Raw genomic sequence first — 20,735 nt, 5'->3', positions numbered from 1 at the left:
TTAATGGGGCGCGATCACCCTAAGTGAGTTAATAGCCTCTTCCAGACTATTCGCCTCAATCATAAAGAAACCGCCAATTTGCTCCTTGGTTTCTAAAAACGGACCATCTGAAACAATGGGGCCTTTCCTGCTGGGACGAATGCACAGAGAAGAGGGCGGCGACAGTTAATCAGTGCGCCGCCCTGATCCGCTCTGTCAGGGTTCGAGGTTTAACAGCGCTGCGCCATCAGGCACGCTGAACGGCGCTGAGTAATGTTCATGCACAATTTTCCACGCGCCTTCGCGACGGCGATAGCAAACCGTGCCGCGCATCCAGGAACTTTGCGCTTCCCCTTGCTCATTGACACAGCCGCAGCGGTTGAGAAAGTGCCCGACGGCCAGGTCTCCCTCTGCTTCTATGCGTAAATCTTCCACTTCAAAGATCATGAGGCCAGAGGTGTAAGACAAGCAGGTTTCCCAATGTTTGCGATAGGCCTCCGCGCCGTCGAATTGCAATTGCAGGATCGCGTCGAAGGCGCGCACGTCTGGCGCATAGTGACTCATGATGCGGTCCAGATCCTTGGCGCAGGCGGCCTCCACCCAGCTGCCCAGGGCCTGACGTATCTGGCTCTCAGTGGTATTTGTTGCGCTCATAACCGTCTCCTTATTTTGCTTGTTTGTCAGTTCGACTGTGATCAGGCTTCTTGGCTGCAGTTAATCATCCAGGGCGTGCCGAACCGATCCACCAGCATGCCGAAGCGTACGGACCAAAAGGTCTGTTGCAATGGCATGCGCACTTGACCGCCTTCCAGCAATGCGTTGAACAGGCGGTCGGCTTCTGCAGGGGTATCCGTATCAAGTTGCACGAAGAAGCCTTTGGGCTCTTCAAAGCGCCCGGGAGGCGTATCGGAGGCCATCAATCTTCTATCTCCGACCGCCATACAGATGTGCATGATCTTGTCCTCCCAACCTGGAGGGTTCTGAGTCAGGTCGGGACATTCTGCGAAGGTCACTGAATACTCAATTTTTCCGCCCAGGACTTGCGCGTAGTATTCGAAAGCCTCTTTGCATTGGCCATTGAAGAATAGATAGGTATTCACCTGAGGCGGCTTCGCTGACAATTGCGCTTGCAGCGCGCTGTGCCGCTCCAATCCCTCGCTGGGCGCGAAATCTTCCAGTTCATAGAGCTGGCGGATTTCCAGCTCGACTTCTCCGTCGCCATCCAGAGCCGGCCAGCGACACGCCCACTCGATGGCTTCTTCTTTGGATTTCGCCTGAATCATGGTGTAGCCGGCGATGAGTTCCTTGGTTTCCGCAAAAGGACCGTCGAAGACGGTGGGCTTGCCGCCGGAAAATTTGATGCGCGCCCCTTTATCGCTGGGCTTCAGACCCGCCCCATCAAGCATGGCCCCGGCGTTCGCCAACTCCTGATTGTAGCTCCCCATGGCGGATATCAGGTCGTCTTCAGGCATGACGCCGGCTTCCGTGTTTTTGTCTGCTTTACGTATGATCATAAATCGCATGTTGACGCTCCATTTCTATTTCAGTCTTTGATTGTCAGGGGCGTTTCAATAAAGCTATCCCCTTGATGTACTTCCTTGTCGATTGGGAAAACGGCAAATCGACATGCGGCAGAAAAAAATTCAAAAAAATTTTAAACATCCTTTAATGACACAGCCAGTTCCTCCAGACGCCTTTCTAAAAATCGGCGTTCGGGTTCCTGCTTTGCTAATGCCAGCGCCTGTTGATAGGCGTCCCGCGCCTGCTCAAACTGTCCCAGACGGCGATGCATGTCCGCCTTGGCGGAGTGGGCGAGGTGATAAGAATGAAGCTCTCCCTCGGCGAAGATACCGTCAATGATCTCTAGCCCGCGTTGCGGGCCGTCGCGCATGGCCACCGCCACAGCGCGATTTAACGCCACCACCGGTGATGGGTTGATGCGCAGCAGTAGCGTGTACAGTCCAATGATTTCAGACCAGTCAGTGGCCTCTGCGCTGGGCGCTTCTGCGTGGATGGCGGAGATGGCCGCTTGCAGACTGTAGGTTCCAATGCTCTGGGCGCTTAAGGCTTTAGTGACCCACTGTACGCCTTCTTCTATCTGCGCTTTATTCCACAGTGATCGGTCTTGCGCGTCGAGCAGAATCAGGTCGCCCTTCATATCGGTGCGGGCGGCGCGGCGGGAATCGCTGAGTAGCATCAAAGCAAGCAATCCCATGGCTTCTGACGCCTCCCCTTTGGACTTCAGCAATTCCACCAGCAAGCGCCCCAACCGAATAGCTTCAGCAGACAAGTCGCTACGTGTAAGGCTATCGCCAGTAGACGCGGAGTAGCCTTCGTTGAATACCAGATAAATGACATGCAACACGGACTCCAAGCGTTCCGGCAACTCGGATTCGCTCGGTACTTCATAGGGAATGCGGGCGTCCCGTATTTTAGATTTGGCGCGTACAATGCGCTGGGCCACTGTGCTGGGGGAAGCAAGAAAAGCGCGTGCGATTTCCTCGGTGGTGAGATCGCATATCTCCCGTAACGTCAGCGCTACTTGCGCCTCTGTGGATAAGCTGGGGTGGCAGCAGGTGAAAATCAGGCGCAGGCGATCATCTTCAATATCTTCGTTCTGTTTGTCTTCCGCGTCTGTCGCTTCCGCGTAAAGCCGTTCGGCGATGTCGGTTAGCGAGGCGTCAAAGCGTGCGCGGCGACGTAGATGATCAATCGCTTTGAAACGCCCTGTAGACACTAACCAGGCGCGTGGATTGGCGGGAACGCCTGCCTGCTCCCATTGATCGGTTGCGGCGGCGAAGGCCTCATGCATGGCTTCTTCCGCCAGTTCAAAATCGCCCAATAATCGAATCAGAGTCGCCAAAATACGTCGGGATTCCGCCCGATATACCGCCTCAAGTTGCTGACGGGCGCTCAATTTTGCATTTTCTTCCTGCTGCGGCACTTCGGCTTTCCCTCGTAACTTGTTGAATGCCAATATCCCATCCTAAGTGATGAGGGGAATTGCGGGAAGTGCTGACTAACTTTTGCACGATGCGCCGTTAGGATATTCGTCGCATGCTGAAGACACGGGGCTAAGATGCTGTATAATCCGCCCCGGTTTTTATGCCGGGAAGCCTAGGGCGTTAGGTTGGTCAACCAAAGCGGCGCCGGGAAAATCCCATACGCACGAGCGTTTCATTACAAAAATAACAGTCTCATCCAAATCTGTAGCCAGCATGCGGCGTCCGATTCGACAGAGACTCTACGTGGAGATTTTTGATGCAAGAAATTGTTAACTATCTGAACGGCCTGATCTGGAGCCCAGCTCTGATCTACCTGTGTCTGGGAGCGGGTCTGTTTTATTCTGTGTTGACAAGGTTTGTCCAGGTCAGGCATTTCGGTGAAATGTGGCGATTGCTCCTCTCGGGCACCAGCTCTGACAAAGGGATTTCCTCCTTCCAGGCCCTTGCGGTCTCTCTCTCTGGCCGGGTCGGCACCGGCAACATCGCAGGCGTCGCCGCCGCTATCGGTTTTGGCGGTCCCGGCGCAGTCTTCTGGATGTGGATGGTCGCTTTCTTAGGCGCGGCTACTGCTTATATCGAATCCACTCTGGCGCAGATTTACAAAGAAGAAGATGAAGGCCAATATCGCGGCGGTCCTGCTTACTATTTTGAAAAGGCCATGGGCCAGAAGTGGTATGCCTGGATTTTCGCCATTGCGACCATCATTGCTTGCGGGCTGTTCCTGCCGGGCGTTCAGTCCAATAACATCGGCAGCGCGGTTGAGACTGCATTCGGCGCCGGTTCTATCATCAACACTTCTTTCTTTGGTGAAGTAAGCTTTGCGAAGCTGGTTTCCGGCGTTGTCGTCGTTCTGATTCTGGGCTTCATTATCTTTGGCGGCGTAAGACGTATCGCCAAGTTCACTGAAATTGTAGTTCCGTTCATGGCGTTGGCTTACATCATCATCGCTTGCGTTATCGTGGGGCTGAACATCGACCAACTGCCTTCCATCATCGGCCTGATCGTGGGCGACGCATTCTCCCCAATGGCAGGCTTCGGCGCGGCGATCGGCTGGGGCGTAAAACGCGGCGTTTATTCTAACGAAGCAGGTCAGGGCAGCGGTCCTCACGCGGCGGCGGCGGCGGAAGTTCAGCATCCGGCTCAGCAAGGTCTGGTGCAGTCTTTCTCTATCTACATCGATACTCTGTTCGTCTGCTCCGCGACTGCGTTCATGATTCTGATCACTGGCGCATACAACGTTCATGGCGCTACAGAGGGTGCTTTCCTCGTTCAGAATGTGGCGTCGGAAATTGCGGCTAACGGCCCTGTATTCACCCAGATGGCGATTGAAAGCACCTTGCCTGGCGTAGGCAAGCCGTTCATCGCATTCGCGTTGTTCTTCTTCTCATTCACCACCATTCTGGCGTACTACTACATTGCGGAAACCAATGTGGCGTACATCAAGCGCACCGTGAATATTCCTGGCATGGTCTTCATCCTGAAAGTCGCCATCATGGCGTCCACTTTCTACGGCGCGGTGAAAACTGCAGATCTGGCCTGGGGCATGGGCGACATCGGCGTAGGCTTGATGGCGTGGTTGAACATCGTGGGTATCGTGGTGATTTTCTTCATGGCCAAACCGGCTTTGAGAGCGCTGCGTGACTACGAAGATCAACAGAAGAAAGGCGTGACCGAGTACACTTTCGATCCTGAAAAGCTGGGCATCGAAAACGCTGATTACTGGACCAAGAAAGCTGCAACCGAAGCGCGTGCCAAAGCAGGCCAAGCTGAGCCCGCCAAAGCGCGTAAACCGGGCGTCGCCTGATAGCTCCATGAGCATGTTTCCAGCGTATTGACGGAAACAGCCAAATAAAAAGCCGGACTAAATGTCCGGCTTTTTTGCGTCAGCTTCTCAGTAACAGCGGTTTGTTTTATGCGGAAGAGAGGTTACCCCTCTCCCAGCATTTCCATCTCCGCCTGCTTGAGCAGGTTCCTGCGTCGCCACCACCATTTACAGTGATGCGCCCTCGACCACAGGTGATACAGCGACAGCGTCACCGCAAGAATGCCGCCGGCCCAGGCCAATATATCGATAAGGGAAAGCTTTAACAGGGGAGATATAAGCTCTCCATCACTGAAAAAGAAGTAGTACACAGGATGTAACAGCAGGTATCCCCACAGCATCCAGGTCATGAGCGATATCGCCCCGTCCCTTAACCATAGACCCTTGGTGCGCCGTGACGCCTGTGTGTAAATAAGTGTCCTTTGTGTCGATTCAGCCACGAAAAATTTCTCCTCTATCCGGACTTTCCCAAACTGCATGTTGATTGCGCTTTCTGAACAGGGCCTTGGGCACTGCGATGGTTACCGTGGCGATATTGAGTATCCAATAGAACAACGGATACCAAATACACCACAGAAAGTTTTTGAGTAGTCCCTGGTCGTAATGACGGTCGATCAGGATGCTGACCAGGAACTGCAACAGACATAAAAAAATCATCAGTACGGCGCAGACTTCAAAAGTCAGCACCTGCTCCGCAGTGGGAGCTTCTGAGAATGTGAGTAAGCGCCAGGCAAGCAGGCCGATCACGCTGTAGCTCCAGTAAACGCTGGCGAGATACTCCAGCAGTAGCGGCCAGAACCGCAGCTTGCCTTGAAACAGACAACGCCAGCCGTATTTCAGACAGACCTCCGCGCCGCCTTGCGCCCAACGCAGCCGCTGTTTATAAAGACCACGAATGGTTTCGGGCATGAGTACCCAGCAGCGCGCCATGGGTTCATAGCGAATATTCCAACCGGCCATTTGCAGGCGCCAGCTGACGTCGATGTCTTCAGTCACCATGCTGGTGTTCCAGCCGCCAATTTGCTGCAAGGCGCTTTTTCGGAACGCGCACACCACGCCGGAGATAGTGAACAGGGTGCCGTAGATACGTTGCGCCCGTTTGATCAGGCCGATAATGGATGAGAATTCGCCAGTCTGGATTTTGCCGATAATGGTGGAGCGGGTGCGCACTCTCGGATTGCCTGTGACGGCGCCGACGCCGTTTTCACTGAGGAAGTGACGCACCATCCATACCAGCGCATTGCGGTCGAGCAGGGCGTCTCCGTCGATGCAGACAAGACAGTCGCCCTTGGCATGCTCCAGCGCATTGTTCAGGGCGGCGGCTTTGCCTTGGTTCTCCTGATGGATGACGCGCAATCTGGAATGCTCTTTGGCGATTTCATCCAGACGCGCGCCAGTATCGTCTTTGCTGCCGTCATTAATGGCGATGATTTCGTAATTCGGATAGTCCTGTTCCAGCAGACTATCAATGGTTTCCTTGATGTTGGCGCCTTCGTTATAGCAAGGCACCATGACCGACACCATGGGATAATGACGCAGCTTGAGTTTGTGGTCGGGGTGATTTTTCAGGTAGCGGCGCTCCCAGTGAAAAAAGTAATACACCCCACCGGTGATCCACACCAGCGCCATCACGCTGGGGTAGAGATAGATGCAAAGAAGCAGAATATCCAGGGTCATTTCGCCGCCTCCAAGGTGGAGTTGAGCGAGAGCTCGGGGCGTACGATGTTGATATCGGGAATTCCCTTGATGAAATCATCAGGGTAATAACCAAAGCTCTTGATCCCTTCCGCAGAGATGATTTGCATCTGTCGCTTGAGCACGCTAGCGGGAATAGCGGACCCGTCGCGCCAGTCTTTCGCCTGCAGTTCAAACACCAGCTTGTCCGGATTAACACGCTGCAGTGCGGTTTGCGCCAGCTTGCGCAGCCACTGCTCGGGATTTTTCTGCTGCTCCATATATGGCATGGCCATGACCGCTACGTGGTCATAGGCTTTGGCGAAGGCTTCCAGATTCTGGGCGAACCAGGCTTCACTATTTGCGTTTAACACTGGCTGGGCGTACATATTGCGCGCCAACAATAAATGTTGCCCATCGCTGGCGAAGTAGCGGGCGCTGCGCTTGGCGAGGCGGTGGGTGACATCGATCAGGTGCTGGGTCTTCAGTTCCGCCCAGCGCTTGGAGAGGTCTTTATCCGCATGAATCGCTTCGATGGAGTCGCCAAGCCCCCATTCCGCATACTGCTTCAGCGCATCGGGAGAGGCGTCCTCAAAGTCGCCCAGGAAGGCGTCATCGTGGAAAAGAATGCCATGGAATTTGCCATACAGACTCAGGTCTTCGTAAATATCGCCAATGGTTTCTATATTTTTCTCGCTGAACGGGGAGAGTCTCAGATACTGCTCCGGGGCGGGCTTCTGTGTGCGTACATCGGTGACGTAGCTGTATTTTTCGCCCAGATCAAAGGCCAGAACCGGCATCCAGGCGTACATGCGGACACCCGCGCGTGAGCGTAACTGCCACGCGACGCGGTTGAATATGTCCGCGCGCACAGGCAAATGGCGATTGGGGAAGTAGAGCGCGTCTGCGACGCCATCGCCATCCGGGTCGGCGAACGCCTGCAGGTAGACGGTATTGACCTTGTAGCGGCTAACCCTTTCTATGAGGAGATCGATGTTCTGCTGAATAACCTTCGGGTCGGGATCGTAAACATAATCCAGATCCACATGCAGTATGCGCTTCACCATCGGCGGCTTGGGCTCGCCTTTCAATATGCGCCCGAAGTGTTCCAGACTGATTTCCTGGTCCATCAGATAGCGGTAAACGTTCAGGCCGGAGTCGTTGACCATATTGACGCCTTCGTCCAGAGAAAAGGTGTAGGGATAACCTTGTTCTTTGGCGATTTCGATGGAGTGGCTGTTGTAAGCGCCATAGGGCCAAACCATGATGCGGGGCGACTTCAGACCCCGGGAGGTCATCTGCTTTTTACTGGCCTTGAAGTCTATACGCAGGCGTTGATCGTAGTTCTCAGTACTCTCATAGACATCGCGATCTTTGTCATATTGAGGACTAACGGCGGCGGGCTGTTCGTTGCCGAAAGGGTTGGCGTAAATACCGTAATGCAGGTTGTAGGTGTGCGAAGCGAACTCCACTAAACCGGATGCTTCCATTTCCCGGATCTGCGCCCAGTTCAGAAAGTGTTTGCGGTCCAGGTTGGTTTTTCCGTACAACACCTCCTTGCCCGGTTCAACCTCCAGCCACTTGCCCACCAGAGCGATGACAGCGGGATAGTTATAAAGCTTCAGCAAGGGAAATACGGTGGTGTAGAACGACTCATAACCATCATCAAAGGTCAGCAGCACTGCGTTCTCCGGCAGCTTGGACTTGCCTTCTTTGGCGTCGATAATCTGCTGAAAACTCACTGGGTGATAGTTGTTTTGCTTGATCCAGTTGAGGTGCTCGACAAAGCGGTCGCGGCTCAGCGTGTTGGCGAAGATGCGCTTGGTGGGGTTGAGTTTGACGTCATAAAAGTCGTGATAGCCCAGCACCACGTAACTGTTCTCCGGACGCGCCCAAACCAATGACGAGAGCAGCGCCAAGCTTAAGAAAAATATCCGGGCGATAGTTCTCACTGCATGAACCTCATTTCAAAATTAGCGAAAATCAACGTGCCGTTTTCGGGCTCTCCGTCGTAGGTGGCTTTGTCGCGACTGACTCCCAGCCTGACGCTGACCTGATCCCGCCAACGCCATTGCTGGCTGTAGCTGATTTCCCAGCCGATAGCCGGGTCGTAGCCTTCCTGGCGGTATTGGTTGACTCTGGTCTCCAGAAACTGATCCAGGTCCCAATCGTCAGACACTTTGATGCGGTAGCTGTGGCGCAGCTCTGCGCCATAATTGCGGTCGGATGTAGGGTTAAAGTAACTGGCCGGAACTTTGTCATTGTCGCTGCCGCCAGCGCTGACGACGCCGGACAACTTATAGCGCGGCGTTTGCCATAGCTGAGTCTCCAGCCAGGCGCTGATGGCTTGACGGTCATTGCCGTCGGTAAAGTTGCTAAGTGAAGCGGAAGTTCCCAGAGAAATTCGGGGTGTGAACCTGTATGTGGCGCCAAGACCCCACTGACGCATATAACTCTCATCGTAAAGACCTCTTAATGGCGTCTCCGATGGGTTATAACGGTAGCTCGCCTGCAATGACAGATCGTCAAACAGAGTCCAGCTGGCGGTGCTCCAAAAGTAAGCTTTGTCGTTAAGCTTGCCGCCGGAACCCGCTTCCAATTCCAATGTGAAAGGATAAAAACTCAGGTCGGCGCCAACGCCGGTATAGCGAGCGAAGAGGTCGCGTTCTTCCCATTCTCCATACATTTTCTGGTCATGGATAAAGATACGTTGCCCCTCCCAGCGCTGCGAATATAAACGTGCGTCATAACGCCACTCTCTGGAGTTTTGCGCTTGCCCCGGCTTGCTGTTGCTGGATTTGACGCGACTCGCATTGACGCTAAGGAAAGGTGCGGATGCTTCATCCCAGCGTTTGTTGATTTCTCTCTGCTCGTGGGCGGGATATGCGGCGTTCAGTTCTTCGCGTTTGGCGTTGAGTCCCCGCCAGTCGCCTTTCTCCAGTTGCGTCAGCCATAAGCTGCGCCTGGCGCTGCCTTGAGCGTTGCCGGAAAGCATTGAGTCGGCGCGACGATAGCTGTATTCCGCGTCACTGAAACGGCCCTGCCAACGTTGCACGTTGCCCAAGTCCATCCACAACCAGGGGTTGCCGGGCGCTTCCACCAGGGCGGCTTGCAGCGACTTTTCCGCTGAATCGAGGTCGCCGCTCCAGGCCTGATGAATAATGCTTTGCTCGCGCAATTGTTGATAATTTTCGTTACTAACCTTAAAGCTGCCGGTGAAGTCCCAGCGTCGAGGAGGTTGGGCGTCCAACAGTTTTTGCAGCAGAGCCCCGCCTTCCTCATATTGCTCTGCGTCCATATGGGCGTAATACAGCTTCTTGCCCAGCTCTAATGTTGGCGCTTGTGCATATAGCTGCTTGAATATCGGCAACGCTTTGAAGGGACGCCGGTTGGCGGCGTATAAGTCTGCGCGCGCTTCTTCTATATAGGCTGGAAGCGGTTGCCGCGTTTCAATGACCGGTAGCATATCGCTGGCTTCATCAAAGCGTTTCGCGACGACCAGTCCGTAAAAGATATCCCGCTCGATATTGCCGCGCAGGGAGTGCTCCGCAGGAACTTTGTCATATAGCGCCTGCAGATCGGCAATGCCTTTATCCAGTATATCCGGGCGGGATGATTTGGCGCCGCTGCGTATGTTCAGAGTGGACTTGTAGTACTCAAGCCAGTAATGGTCGATGCCTTTGAACCAGTCCGGATGCGCCTTGACGATTCTGTCCGCTGCGGTGGCTGCGCCGAGATCGATGGCGGCTTTATAAAGACGCAGTCCGATGTCCCGATTGTCGGGGGAGAAGCTGTAATAGTCCTGCAGAACGCCGATCTCGCCGACCTTGTCCTGCAATACCGTCATGATATAAAGCTCATTCTCAAAACGCTCGACGCTGGGACGAGTCAATTCTCTGTAATTAGCGATCGCTTTTTGAGCGTGAACGTCTTCTCCCATTTCTGCGCTGGTCAGAGCCAGTCCCAGCCATGCGTCCCGGCTTTTAGGGCTGCGTTTGGTCAGAAGTCTGTAAAGCTCAGCTGCGGTAGCGAAGTTTTTTTGATTACGCTGCGCCTTGGCCAAAATCGCCAGACTGTCGTTGTTAAGCGCTTTGAGAGAGCATGGATTACACAGCGCTAGCGCGCTATCCAGCTCGCCATTCCAGGAGTACAGCGCAATCAGGTCATTCAGAACCGCTTTATCATGAGTTTGCTTATACAGTTTGGAGAGGCCTTTGATGGCTTCCTTTAAATGTCCGGCGCGGGCGGATATGACGAACTGCTCCCGTTTTTCATCAACGGGGCTAGCCGCCAGAGCGGGAATAGCTTGAGAAAGAGCGACCGCGCTGACAACCAGGCGCGCGAGTTTGCGCGCGGATAGCCGTATAGACGGCTCCGTAGGAAATAGAGTCATCGATTAATAGCCCATTAAGCGTTAAGTCCCTCTAAACAATGGGAGAAATGAACCGCAGGAACTGCTTTACGATCCTTCTGTCAGAGGTCGGAGGCGCTTGCTGAAGTTGTGGTAGTGTCGTTTCGCGCGTCAAGTTATTGACGTGGTTCAATTGCATTTGCAGTTTGCTGGCGTCGTAAAAAAAGCTGACGCCAAAAAATTGATAAAACCTAATTAATTCAATAGCTTGCGAGCATCGCCATTTAACCCGAAAAGACCTGGGCAGAAAAATAGGTTGATATGGCTATAACAAAAGTGGTGGCAGGCGACAGAAAAGGACTAGTTAAACTGCTGGAGACTTGGTTTTTTAAGAAGGGAAAATTAGTGTAGACGGCTTAGGCGAAAATTTCTGTGAGGCGCGTCGCACAAGGGGGCAGGGCGCAGATAACGCTTTCACTTTGAGGGGCGCGAGTAAAGGGGAGCGTCTTCATCGCTGATCAAAGTGAATGAAATGTCACACGTCCGTCATAAGAGGCGGACAGAAATTCCTTATCTCTATATGCGCATAGGGAGGTGACGAAATTTTCGTGGCTGACGTCCTCTTTGAGCGCTTCTCCCGCCAAGCTCCAGTAGCGAATCAGGCAATCTTCTCCACCGCTGATAAGCTGGTTTTCTCCCTCGACAAACAGGCTTCTTACGATGCCGTTATGCGCTTTCCAGATGTTTCTCACATAAGGTTCCGGTAATAAATCGATGTGTAATATGTGACCGGTTCCGGTCCCTGCGAAAACGCTGCGAGCCTTGTCAGATAAGGCCAGACAACGAATTGGACCCGTATTGGGTGAGAGGCGGAAGCAGTGCTCGCGCGCGTCTATTCGCCAGAAGGATAACGAGCCGTCTTCTCCTCCGCTGACGGCATTTCCTTGTCCCAATGAGGCGATATCCCACACCCACCCCTGCCGCCCCGTCAGCGTCCCCTGAGGCTCCAGATCATGACTCCAGAGTCGAATAACGCCGTCTGAACCGGTAGTGACAATTTGGTTCTCGTCCAAGGGGGAAACATGCAATGGAGTCGGGCAAAAGGTGTTAATTTTCCTGACGGGAAAATAGCTCGTTTCGCGCTGCTCCCATTTACTGAGGGTCCCATCTCGAGAGACGGCGAAAAGGTCATCTTTGGCGTTTGAACATAAATCCAGGACGGAGTTTGCGTGGCGGGACAGAGTCTGCAGCAGTTGCTTCTGGGGACTCCATATGCGGATGGTTTTATCCCGTGACGCTGTGGCGAAACGTCCGCCTGAAAGCGTCGCTACCTTCCAGATATAACCGTTGTGAGCATGCAGAACATGCGGATTCAATAGTGCGGGGATGGAGCCGATTGAGCGTGACGGGCGATAGATCAGGTCGCTGCGAAGAATGTACTTTTCTCCGCTCAGGACGGTATCTCCGCTGTGCCAGAGGCTATGGTCGAACACGATCAGGTCGCCGCGACGAGGCGTAAATCGAGCGCTTATTTCCGCTGCGGAAGCATCTTTGAAAAACAGGGTGTCGCCGCCGCTGAACTCAGTGGCGTCATTGAGATAGAGCAGGAAGGTCAGCTTTGATTCCGAACGGTCTGGACAGGCATAAACCCCGTCCTGATGGGGAAAGAAACTTTGCCCGGCGCTGTAGCGGCAAAGTCGCAGACGAGGATTCAGAGAGTGCAGGCTCCATGCAGGGCTGTTCGCTGCGTCAGGCAGGCTTTGGGGCAGGAGCTGGCCGCAGACCTCAAACAAACGCCGCGCCAGCATGGGATCATCCACCACCTGTCTGGCGTTATTGCGATAACTGGGCGGGTATTTCGCGTCTGCCGGGCTGAATCCGCGGGTGATGGCGCTGGCCAATAGCTGTTCGCAAAAGATCTCGGAAAAGACGCCGCGCAGAACGAAACATTCTTTCTTCAATTCCGGCGCTAAATCGATGCGTTGGACGCCTTCTGGCGGGTGTTGAGAGGTGTTAAAACGACTGACGCTTTTCATAAGGCCATTTTCCTCCATCGATATCAAAATGTCGCAGTGAATTGCATTTTGTTTAAGTTGGTCAACCAACCAAAATAGGTTAAGAGCAAATGGTCGCGACCGCAATAGAAATTTGGTTAAATGACCAAAATAAAACTCTGCCTGATGAGGTGAGGGAGACAATGGGTAGAAAGTCCAATACAGAAGAGCGCCGTATGCAGATAGTCAATGCGCTGCTGCGTGTGATGACGAAAAAGGGCTATGAGGGCGCGACGATTCAGGCAATCGCGGCGGAAGCAGGGCTTACGCCGGGACTGATTCATTATCACTTCAAAGCCAAACGGGAAATTCTGCTGGCGCTGGTCGAGTATGTCGTCAGCATTGGCGAAACCCGATACCGCATGCTTAGCGTCGATGCGCAAACGCCGCAACAGCAGCTGCGCGCATTTGTCGACGCCAGACTGGCGTTGGGTAAAGGCGCTGATCCAGAGGCGGTGAAAGCCTGGGTGCTGATCGGCGCGGAAGCAGTGCGGGTGGATGATGTCAGAGAGCTCTATTGCGAAGCCATCGCTATGCAAATGAAAGAGCTGGCGCAATTGTTGTGGAATATTGCAGGCGATCGTTTGGCGGCGGAAGACATCCGTAAGTTGGCGGCGATGGTGCTTGCGACGATGGAAGGAGCGTATCAGCTGGCGGTGACCAATCCCGACTCTATGCCTAAGAACTTTGCGGCGGAAATGGTGATGGAGACAATCGTCAAAGCCTGCGGCGGAGAGTTTTCCACTGCAAAGCCTGCGCCGCCAGGGCGCAGAAGGAAAGGCGACGCCCGTTGAATTTCCGTTATTCCCGGGCGCCTGATTGACTCTCTCCGTCAGCGGCGTTGATTTCGGCGGTAAGCGTGTGCTTGAGGTAATCAATGCCAGGCCTGAGCGTCAGCTCCCAGGCTTGCCATACCCCGTCATCGTAGGCGTGGTCGTGGCGAAGAACGGTCTCCAGCAGGCAACTTAACCAAAGATCATACATGTACGGCGTCAGTCCCATTTTGTGATGGGAGTGGGAAGCTTCAATTAGTTTCAACCTGTTATCGGGGCAGCCGCTGGTTGCGTATTCCTCCAGGGCGTAGACTGCTGAGCGTACAGCGTGGACCTGCTGTTCGATAGGGCGTCGGTTGAATATGGCGCTGACATCGGCGTCTGAGGCTTTGAGGCGCATATAAAAATCATCAACAAAGCGCACATCGCTTCCCACATCGCAAAAACAACGCGAGAAGCTGTCTCTAAATAGGTTCAAGTTGTGTGTGGATACCAGACTGGAGTTCTTGTTCATAGAAAAAGTATGGTCTCGCTCGCCCAGTTGCGCAATGTGGCGGAGAGCGGCTGCAATCCTGGTCGTTTTGCCTGTAATGATGGCGATTAGCTTGGTTGCCGGATGGACATGGAGTAATCTACGTCGATTCGCAGTATGGCTGTAGTGGGTTTCATTTTTACTCTCAAAGGAGACGCTATGCCTGAGCATGGAAAGCAGTCCATCACCCTGACTCTCGCCCTGGCCGCCGCATGCGGCGCATTGGTGTACGCCGCCAACCTGCACCTGACGATACATCCTCTACAGCTAAAGAATGCGGAGCTGGAGCTTCAGCTGCAAAACCGTATTTCGGAAGTGACCAACGCGGAGATATACCGGGAGCTGGAGCGTAAATACGCGATGACATTGGTGGAGCGCAACATGCTGTTAAGCGCTAATTCGGAAAACTCCAACCTGCACTCTGAAGTGGCGGAATTGCGGTCGCAGAACAAAGCTCTGGAAGACATGCTCCGACAACACAAAGCAGCCCTGCAGGAGCGGGACGAGAGGTTGAAATCATACAGCTCGCAGAGATTAATCCTCGATCGGATCGATGAACTGCGCAAGGAACAGCACCGCATCGATCAGAGTCTGGCGCAACTACTCGCAGGAACCACGCCAAACGAAAACGAAGTATCGAGACTGAACAATCGCCTGCAAATGCTGCAACAACAAATAGCAGCGTTGACTGCGACTTTGGCGCCGCAGAGCTAGGCGCACAGACCTTCCTCTTAAATCTATGGACTAACGAATTACCTTTTGGGAGAACGCGTGTCGAGCAAAAAACCGGTATGGGCGGACTGGGACCATCATCAGAAATATCTGCAGATACATAAAAATCGGGAAGATTACTGTCGGCAGGGCAATCTGCGAGCAGGATGAGTCACTCGAACAGCTTCAGGAGTGGGGCGTATTTGATGCGATAGAGTTACCGGACCATACTTTCTTTAGCGAGTTGGAATAGATGTTGTCGGACATGGGCGTGACGCCGAGAGTTTACGATTGAGTACGCCATCGTGATATGACGGCGTATTGCCCGATAGAAGATGTTTGATCCTGCTCATGGAGTATTAGATCAGAACATTGTGGTCGGGAAGTCTTCGTGCGCTCAACGTCTGCTTATTCCCCATCAGGAGCAGGCCAACTTTCACTTATCAAGGTACGACCTGGGTTTTCCTGATTCCCATTGTCGTGTACGAACTTCAGATCCTGCTAAACATATTCGCTAGCTCGTCTACTAAGACCTTGTTGGGTTCGAAGTCGTACCATAGGGGATTATGATCAGGATTGGACCGGATCAGGATCTCCCCTTGCGCCAAAGCAAACGCTTTACCTTGGCCCACCTCGTCGAAGAGGAGTGGGCGTACTGTAGATGAAACCTTTATATTTAGACGATCAGCCAGTTGGCGTGCCGGAGATAGGATCTCGTTCTTGCTTTGCAAAGCTCCATGAAACTTGCCTACGCCACCATCGCAGACCGCCAGGACCAGCCAGTTACAGCCGCCGGCGCCGACTCTAGCCAGATTCTGTTCGCCGGAAAAAACGCTAAGCAAACTATGTATGATAGGTTGGTGTAAAAGCTCGCTTCGATGACCAACTAATATAATACTCATGAATTCATCCAATGAGCCCAGGGCTTGGGGTGGGCGGAGTACTGAAAAATTACTATAGAGTTGGTTTAAGTTTTTTGCTTCTCGGGCCCCGTCGACGGAGTTGGGAATCCATGTGATTAGAGTATGTTGGGTATGTGACGGCATTGTTCTTCCCTTTTATTGCTGCTTACGAAATAGCTGTATCCCGGCCTGACCAAGGAGGGTAGCTCATCGGCGACCAAATAAGCGCAGGTTTGGTTATCGAGCGACCGTTGCTGTGAATAACCTTTGTATATCGCGCATGCGCGTTTTCTGATTATAAAACCTCGAAGATACTTCCTCCAGTGTATTGATTCCAGAGTAAAAACTGGAAGTTTGAACAGCTTTATTCACGAAAAACGGTACGTGAGAATATGCGCATTCGTAGGGGGCATGTTAATACCATGCGCATGGATGCGCCTGCGCGGCGGCTAGCCGCGGGAGACAGAGCCTGACATGTGCAGGCTCTGTCGTAGCAGACAAATAGAAGGAAGCTATTTGTCTGCCTGATTAATAGTTAAGTGGCGTCGTGAAAAATCATCCCTAACGCATATCGCTTGCCGGAACGCACCCGGCTCACGCCGTGGCGCATGGTGACCCGATACACGCCTCGGACGCCTTGCGCCGGGCGATGATGCACTGCGAAGATTACCGCATCTCCCTGCCGTAACGGAATCACTTCTGCGCGTGACTGCATGCGAGGTCGTTGTTCCGTCAATATAAATTCGCCGCCGCTGAAGTCCTCGCCCGGTTTGGATAGCAACACCGCCAGTTGCAGAGGAAAAACATGTTCGCCGTATAGATCCTGATGCAGGCAGTTGTAGTCGTCCGCCTGGTATTTAAGAATCAATGGAGTGGGCCGGGTCTGCCCGGCGGAGTGACAGCGTGCGATAAAATCCTCATGCGCTTCGGGGTAGCGAATGTCCTGATTCATCGCAGCGTTCCATTGATTCGCCACGGGCGCAAGATAGGGATAAGCCTGCGTTCGCAACTCCGAGACCAAATGGGGCAGGGGATAGCGGAAGTACTGGTATTCCCCTTGTCCAAAGCCATGCCGCGCCATGATCACTTTGCTGCGATAGAGCTCCGCTTCGTCGTAAAGGGAGACCAATGCCGCGCACTCCTGCTCACTCAGCAATCCGCCAAGGATTGACGCTCCTCGCGTTGCTAACTCATGTGCGGTTTGTTGCCAGTCATAGCTATTCAAGCGCGCGGACAGGCTTGCCGCGGGCGTACGTGTTGCGGCCACGTCAGTAAAAACGCTCATTCCTGAGCCTCCCGCTCCAGCAGCGCCTGTTTGCGCTCGACGCCCCAGCGATAACCTGACAGAGCGCCATCGCTGCGCACCACACGATGACAGGGAATCGCCACGGCCAGTAGATTGGCGGCGCAGGCTTGCGCCACGGCGCGGACGGACTTGGGAGAGCCGATGCGCTGGGCGATATCGGCATAGCTCGCCGTCGCACCGGAAGGGATCTCTTGTAATGCGCGCCATACCCGCTGCTGAAAAGCGGTGCCGCGTATGTCCAGAGGCAGGTCGATACCGACTTGAGGCGCTTCAACAAAGCCCACGACTTTGGCGATTACGCGCTCGAAATCCGCGTCGTCGCCGATCAGCTCTGCGTTGGCGAAGCGGTCCTGTAAGTCCTGAACGAGCGCCTCAGGATCGTCTCCCAGCAAAATGGCGCAGACGCCGCGTGCGCTCTGCGCCACGAGGATAGAGCCCAACGCGCACTCGCCCACGGCGAAGCGGATTTCCGCGTTGGCGCCCCCGCGGCGATAGTCGCCCGGCGTCATACCCAGGATCTGATTGGACTCTCCATAAAAGTGCCCGTTGGAGTTGTAGCCGGCGTCATAGATCGCATCCGTCACGGTATCGCTGCGCTGCAGCGCACCGTCAAGGCGTTGTTTACGCTGCGCCGCGGCGTAGCTGCGCGGGGTGAGGCCGGTGATCTGTTTAAAAACGCGATGAAAGTGAAATTTACTCATGCCAGCGCATTGCGCCAGTTCATCCAGGCTGGGAAAGGTTTCAGAACCAGCGATCAAACGGCAGGCCGTAGCGATTTTCTCCGCTTGCCGCGCCGCCAGCGAAGGCGCGTCGGGGCGGCAACGCCGGCAGGGACGGAAACCCGCTTGCTCCGCGTCTTCAATACTGTCGTAAAAACGCACATTCTCCGGGCGCGGCGTTCTGGCGGCGCAGGACGGACGACAATAAACCCCGGTAGTCTTCACGGAGTAATAGAAACTGCCGTCCGCCCGGGTGTCGCGCTCCTGCAGCGCGCGCCAACGAGGGTCGTTCATTGTGGCGTCGGTCTGAGTAGGTTTTGACGATGCGTTCATGATGGCGCTCCTTGGTTAAGGTCTACCTGATGGCGGAGAATTTAGCAATGGGCGCCATTGCCCGCACTCTGGCGATTGCTTTCAAATTCGCGCCGACCACCAACGCGCCGGACAATGAGCCTGATTCAGTCCAGGCGTAGTTTTTTGCGGATGCGGCTGAGCGCCACGGGCGTGATGCCGATATAGGAGGCGATGTATTGCAGGGGAATTTTGTCCTTAAGCTGCGGGTTCTGCTCTAGAAAATTGAGATAGCGCTGTTCCGCCGTCAATTGCACAAAGCCGTATATGCGTTCCTCCTTGCCAATGAACAGGGCCTCCAGCATTTTTGTATAGGTGGCGAGCAACCCGGGATGACGCTGCAGGCTCTGGCTGAAATGGCTCCACTCAAGCTCCAGACAGAGAATATCGTCCAGCGCTTCAATGCTGAACAACGCTGGCGCATTTCGCACCATAGCCCGCGTGGAGCCGGCGATGTTGGGCGAGCAGGCGAAGGACTGGGTGAATTCCTTGCCCTCGGGGGAGACGCAGACGTAACGGGCGAAGCCTTTGGCGAAATAGAAGAGCTTGGGCGCAGGACGGCCTTGTTGAATCAGCAGCTCGCCCTTACGGTAGCAGCGCACTTCGCCTTGCAGGTCCAGATCCGTTAGCTCGAGTGCGTCAATCAAGTTGAATGATTGCTTTAGAAAATCCAGGAAACTCCGTTCGATTTCCCGCTGATTCATTGTATCCCCTCATTTCTACATCAATTTGCCGGTGCGTCGCCAACATGCGTCTTACGCGGCGCTGGCGACCAGGCGCCGGAGATCAGCAGCAGGGCGAGCAGCGTCAGAGCGACGCCTGGCAGACTGTACCACAGCCCCGGTCCCTGCATGAAACCCTGTCCGGTGGCGACGAATGTGGGGATCAGATAACTGAACGCCAGCAAGCGGTTGGGACCGACTTTCTGCACCAGATGCTGTTGCAGATAGAACGTAGCGATGGTGGCGAACAGCGTCAGATACAACAATACCCGCCAGAAATCGAACTCGCCCCAGGCGACCTGCTCAATATCGCCGGCGACAATCATAACCGGCGCCATCAGGATTGCGCCCATCAGCATGATGTAGAAAGCGCCCTGAATGGGAGGCGTATTGGAGCCCCATTTCTTGACCAGCGTGACATGCAGCGCAAGGCTGGCGCAGGCGAGCAGGAATAGGGCGTCGCCGTCGTTCCAGGCCAGGGTGTGTGCGCTATCTCCATGGGTGGCGAGCAATACCCATAGCGCGCCGCCGGCGCCAATGACAAATCCGCATAGCATGGCGCCGTTGACGCGTGCGCCGAGGAACAACCGGCTGATCACTACGCTCATCAACGGAACCAGCGTGTAGATCACGGAAGTATTCAACGCAGTAGTGGTTTTCAGCGCTTCAAACAATCCGATAAAGAACAGCACCAGGAACAGGCTGATCAGGCCATAACGTATGAGCAAGCCTAGGTCCTTGAATAAGGAGTAACGGGACAGCGCCAGCGGCGCCAGCAACAAGGTCGCAAGAATAAAGCGCAACTCCGTTCCAGCAATGGGGCTGGCGTACTGAGGCAAGTCGGCAGACACCACAAAGGAGGACGCCATCAGCGCCACCCATAGCAACAGCGTTAGCGTATCTTTCGTGAGCGCGTGCATAAGTCGAATCCAATTGAATGAATAATGTCAGGGTAAAACGGGAGGTTCGCGCGACGCGAGAGAGAGTCCGCGTTTAAGCGGACTTTTCTGCGATAAATTTATTGAATAGAAATTCCGAGATGGCGGTGTCTACGCTTAGCCCAAATGTCTGCGTCAGATGACGGTGCAGCGTCTCGATATCGGCGACGGGCTCTATGGCGGTTTCGCCTTGGCGCATGCGATGGAGCTCGCCGTTGCGTAAGGAGTGCACGTCGTTGAAGTGCTTCCGGCACACCACCAGATTGTGCAGGAACGCGGCGTTGGGGTGCTTATGCGAGTAGAAATGTCCAGTCAGGCAGTCCGCTTCGGTATAGCGCCCCAGATCAAAGGTATAAAGAGTGAAAAACTCGCCTTCTTTCATAATCTGGTAGCAGTAATCTCCCCGCGCATTTTTGACGATGCGATAGACTGCGTCGCCAAGATCCTGTTCCAGACCTTCTTCAAGCTTGATGGGGAAGCGCGCGCCGAAGTGTCCGAAGCCGGTATCGACGATGTACTGGGCGTCTTCCAGGGAAAGCAAAGTGATGCGATGGGTGCGGGGAACGTCGTTGTCGGTGTTATACACCACGCGCGCCAGCAGAATGCGTACATCCAGGTCCAGCGCGGAAAGCGCGTCGAATGTCAGTTTGTTGTGTTCGAAGCAGTAGCCGCCGAAGCCCTGACGCACAATTTTGTTGAAAACAGACTCACTGTCTATCTGGATGTCCTGGGACAACGCCACCGCCAGGTTGTTGAAGCTGTGCTTGGCGATATGCCGGCTCTGCATATCGCGTATCACATCCAGTGTGGGGCGGTTGGGGTTAACGTCCAGGTCAGTAAAATAAGCGTTGGCGATTTCGGTCAATGTCATTGAATATATCCTTCTTCAATCAATT

At 54.2% G+C, this 20,735-nt stretch carries 19 protein-coding genes; 3 read left to right on the top strand and 16 right to left on the bottom strand.

Translation table 11 applies throughout. The features are described 5' to 3' along the window. From HCH_RS34880 to HCH_RS25100, 4 genes are all read right to left on the bottom strand, one after another. Positions 1-117: a YciI family protein gene (locus tag HCH_RS34880; protein ID WP_274377855.1), complete on the bottom strand. Its 117-nt coding sequence runs from the start codon at positions 115-117 to the stop codon at positions 1-3. 78 nt (positions 118-195) lie between these two features. Continuing rightward, positions 196-633: a YybH family protein gene (locus HCH_RS25110; RefSeq protein ID WP_011399318.1), complete on the bottom strand. Its 438-nt coding sequence runs from the start codon at positions 631-633 to the stop codon at positions 196-198. A 41-nt stretch (positions 634-674) separates the two neighbouring features. Then, on the bottom strand, positions 675-1,502 hold the full coding sequence (locus HCH_RS25105) for a YciI family protein (RefSeq protein ID WP_011399317.1): 828 nt from the start codon (positions 1,500-1,502) through the stop codon (positions 675-677). Between the two features lie 131 nt (positions 1,503-1,633). Continuing rightward, positions 1,634-2,956, bottom strand: coding sequence for an RNA polymerase sigma factor (locus HCH_RS25100; protein WP_011399316.1), 1,323 nt, complete (start codon positions 2,954-2,956; stop codon positions 1,634-1,636). Positions 2,957-3,240: 284 nt separating this feature from the next. Here HCH_RS25100 and HCH_RS25095 point away from each other — a divergent pair, with 284 nt between their 5' ends. Continuing rightward, positions 3,241-4,788 (top strand): alanine/glycine:cation symporter family protein, encoded by a 1,548-nt coding sequence (locus HCH_RS25095; RefSeq protein WP_011399315.1) that lies wholly within the window; start codon positions 3,241-3,243, stop codon positions 4,786-4,788. Positions 4,789-4,910: 122 nt separating this feature from the next. On the opposite strand, the gene HCH_RS25090 is transcribed toward HCH_RS25095, so the two are convergent. From HCH_RS25090 to HCH_RS32730, 5 genes are all read right to left on the bottom strand, one after another. Beyond that, positions 4,911-5,156 carry a hypothetical protein gene (locus HCH_RS25090; RefSeq protein WP_238384928.1) on the bottom strand — a complete coding sequence of 82 codons (246 nt, stop codon included), beginning with the start codon at positions 5,154-5,156 and terminating at the stop codon, positions 4,911-4,913. Positions 5,157-5,238: 82 nt separating this feature from the next. Further along, positions 5,239-6,483 carry a poly-beta-1,6-N-acetyl-D-glucosamine synthase gene (pgaC, locus tag HCH_RS25085; protein WP_011399313.1) on the bottom strand — a complete coding sequence of 415 codons (1,245 nt, stop codon included), beginning with the start codon at positions 6,481-6,483 and terminating at the stop codon, positions 5,239-5,241. Further along, positions 6,480-8,432 carry a poly-beta-1,6-N-acetyl-D-glucosamine N-deacetylase PgaB gene (gene pgaB / locus HCH_RS25080; RefSeq protein WP_011399312.1) on the bottom strand — a complete coding sequence of 651 codons (1,953 nt, stop codon included), beginning with the start codon at positions 8,430-8,432 and terminating at the stop codon, positions 6,480-6,482. Before pgaB ends, pgaC begins: the two co-directional genes overlap by 4 nt. Beyond that, a complete protein-coding gene (gene pgaA, locus HCH_RS25075) occupies positions 8,429-10,873 on the bottom strand; it encodes a poly-beta-1,6 N-acetyl-D-glucosamine export porin PgaA (RefSeq protein WP_011399311.1) in 2,445 nt (814 codons plus the stop codon). Before pgaA ends, pgaB begins: the two co-directional genes overlap by 4 nt. 476 nt (positions 10,874-11,349) lie before the next feature. Then, complete coding sequence (locus HCH_RS32730; RefSeq protein ID WP_011399310.1) at positions 11,350-12,867, bottom strand: 2OG-Fe(II) oxygenase; 1,518 nt, start codon at positions 12,865-12,867, stop codon at positions 11,350-11,352. Positions 12,868-13,028: 161 nt separating this feature from the next. Here HCH_RS32730 and HCH_RS25065 point away from each other — a divergent pair, with 161 nt between their 5' ends. Further along, positions 13,029-13,679: a TetR/AcrR family transcriptional regulator gene (locus tag HCH_RS25065; RefSeq protein WP_011399309.1), complete on the top strand. Its 651-nt coding sequence runs from the start codon at positions 13,029-13,031 to the stop codon at positions 13,677-13,679. Between the two features lie 7 nt (positions 13,680-13,686). Here HCH_RS25065 and HCH_RS25060 read toward each other — a convergent pair whose 3' ends face one another. Beyond that, entirely contained in the window at positions 13,687-14,172 is a 486-nt protein-coding gene (locus HCH_RS25060) for a globin (RefSeq protein WP_041598917.1), read from the bottom strand. Positions 14,173-14,349: 177 nt separating this feature from the next. On the opposite strand from HCH_RS25060, the gene HCH_RS25055 reads away from it, so the two are divergent. Continuing rightward, a complete protein-coding gene (locus HCH_RS25055) occupies positions 14,350-14,904 on the top strand; it encodes a hypothetical protein (protein ID WP_011399306.1) in 555 nt (184 codons plus the stop codon). A gap of 488 nt (positions 14,905-15,392) precedes the next feature. Here the strand turns inward: HCH_RS25055 and HCH_RS25050 are convergent, their stop codons facing one another. From HCH_RS25050 to HCH_RS25025, 6 genes are all read right to left on the bottom strand, one after another. Then, positions 15,393-15,803, bottom strand: coding sequence for a hypothetical protein (locus tag HCH_RS25050; protein WP_148212658.1), 411 nt, complete (start codon positions 15,801-15,803; stop codon positions 15,393-15,395). Between the two features lie 535 nt (positions 15,804-16,338). Continuing rightward, positions 16,339-17,088 carry a 2OG-Fe(II) oxygenase gene (locus HCH_RS25045; RefSeq protein ID WP_011399302.1) on the bottom strand — a complete coding sequence of 250 codons (750 nt, stop codon included), beginning with the start codon at positions 17,086-17,088 and terminating at the stop codon, positions 16,339-16,341. Beyond that, a complete protein-coding gene (ada, locus tag HCH_RS25040; protein WP_011399301.1) occupies positions 17,085-18,161 on the bottom strand; it encodes a bifunctional DNA-binding transcriptional regulator/O6-methylguanine-DNA methyltransferase Ada in 1,077 nt (358 codons plus the stop codon). The genes HCH_RS25045 and ada overlap by 4 nt, the downstream gene beginning before the upstream one ends. A gap of 125 nt (positions 18,162-18,286) precedes the next feature. After that, positions 18,287-18,883: a Crp/Fnr family transcriptional regulator gene (locus HCH_RS25035; RefSeq protein WP_011399299.1), complete on the bottom strand. Its 597-nt coding sequence runs from the start codon at positions 18,881-18,883 to the stop codon at positions 18,287-18,289. Positions 18,884-18,903: 20 nt separating this feature from the next. Beyond that, positions 18,904-19,821, bottom strand: coding sequence for a DMT family transporter (locus HCH_RS25030; RefSeq protein WP_011399298.1), 918 nt, complete (start codon positions 19,819-19,821; stop codon positions 18,904-18,906). Positions 19,822-19,894: 73 nt separating this feature from the next. After that, a complete protein-coding gene (locus tag HCH_RS25025) occupies positions 19,895-20,710 on the bottom strand; it encodes an arylamine N-acetyltransferase family protein (protein WP_011399297.1) in 816 nt (271 codons plus the stop codon). Between the last annotated feature and the right edge of the window lie 25 nt (positions 20,711-20,735).

The organism is Hahella chejuensis KCTC 2396, from assembly GCF_000012985.1.
In the GTDB taxonomy this organism is placed as follows: domain Bacteria; phylum Pseudomonadota; class Gammaproteobacteria; order Pseudomonadales; family Oleiphilaceae; genus Hahella; species Hahella chejuensis.
This window is presented reverse-complemented; position numbering and strand designations above follow the sequence as displayed.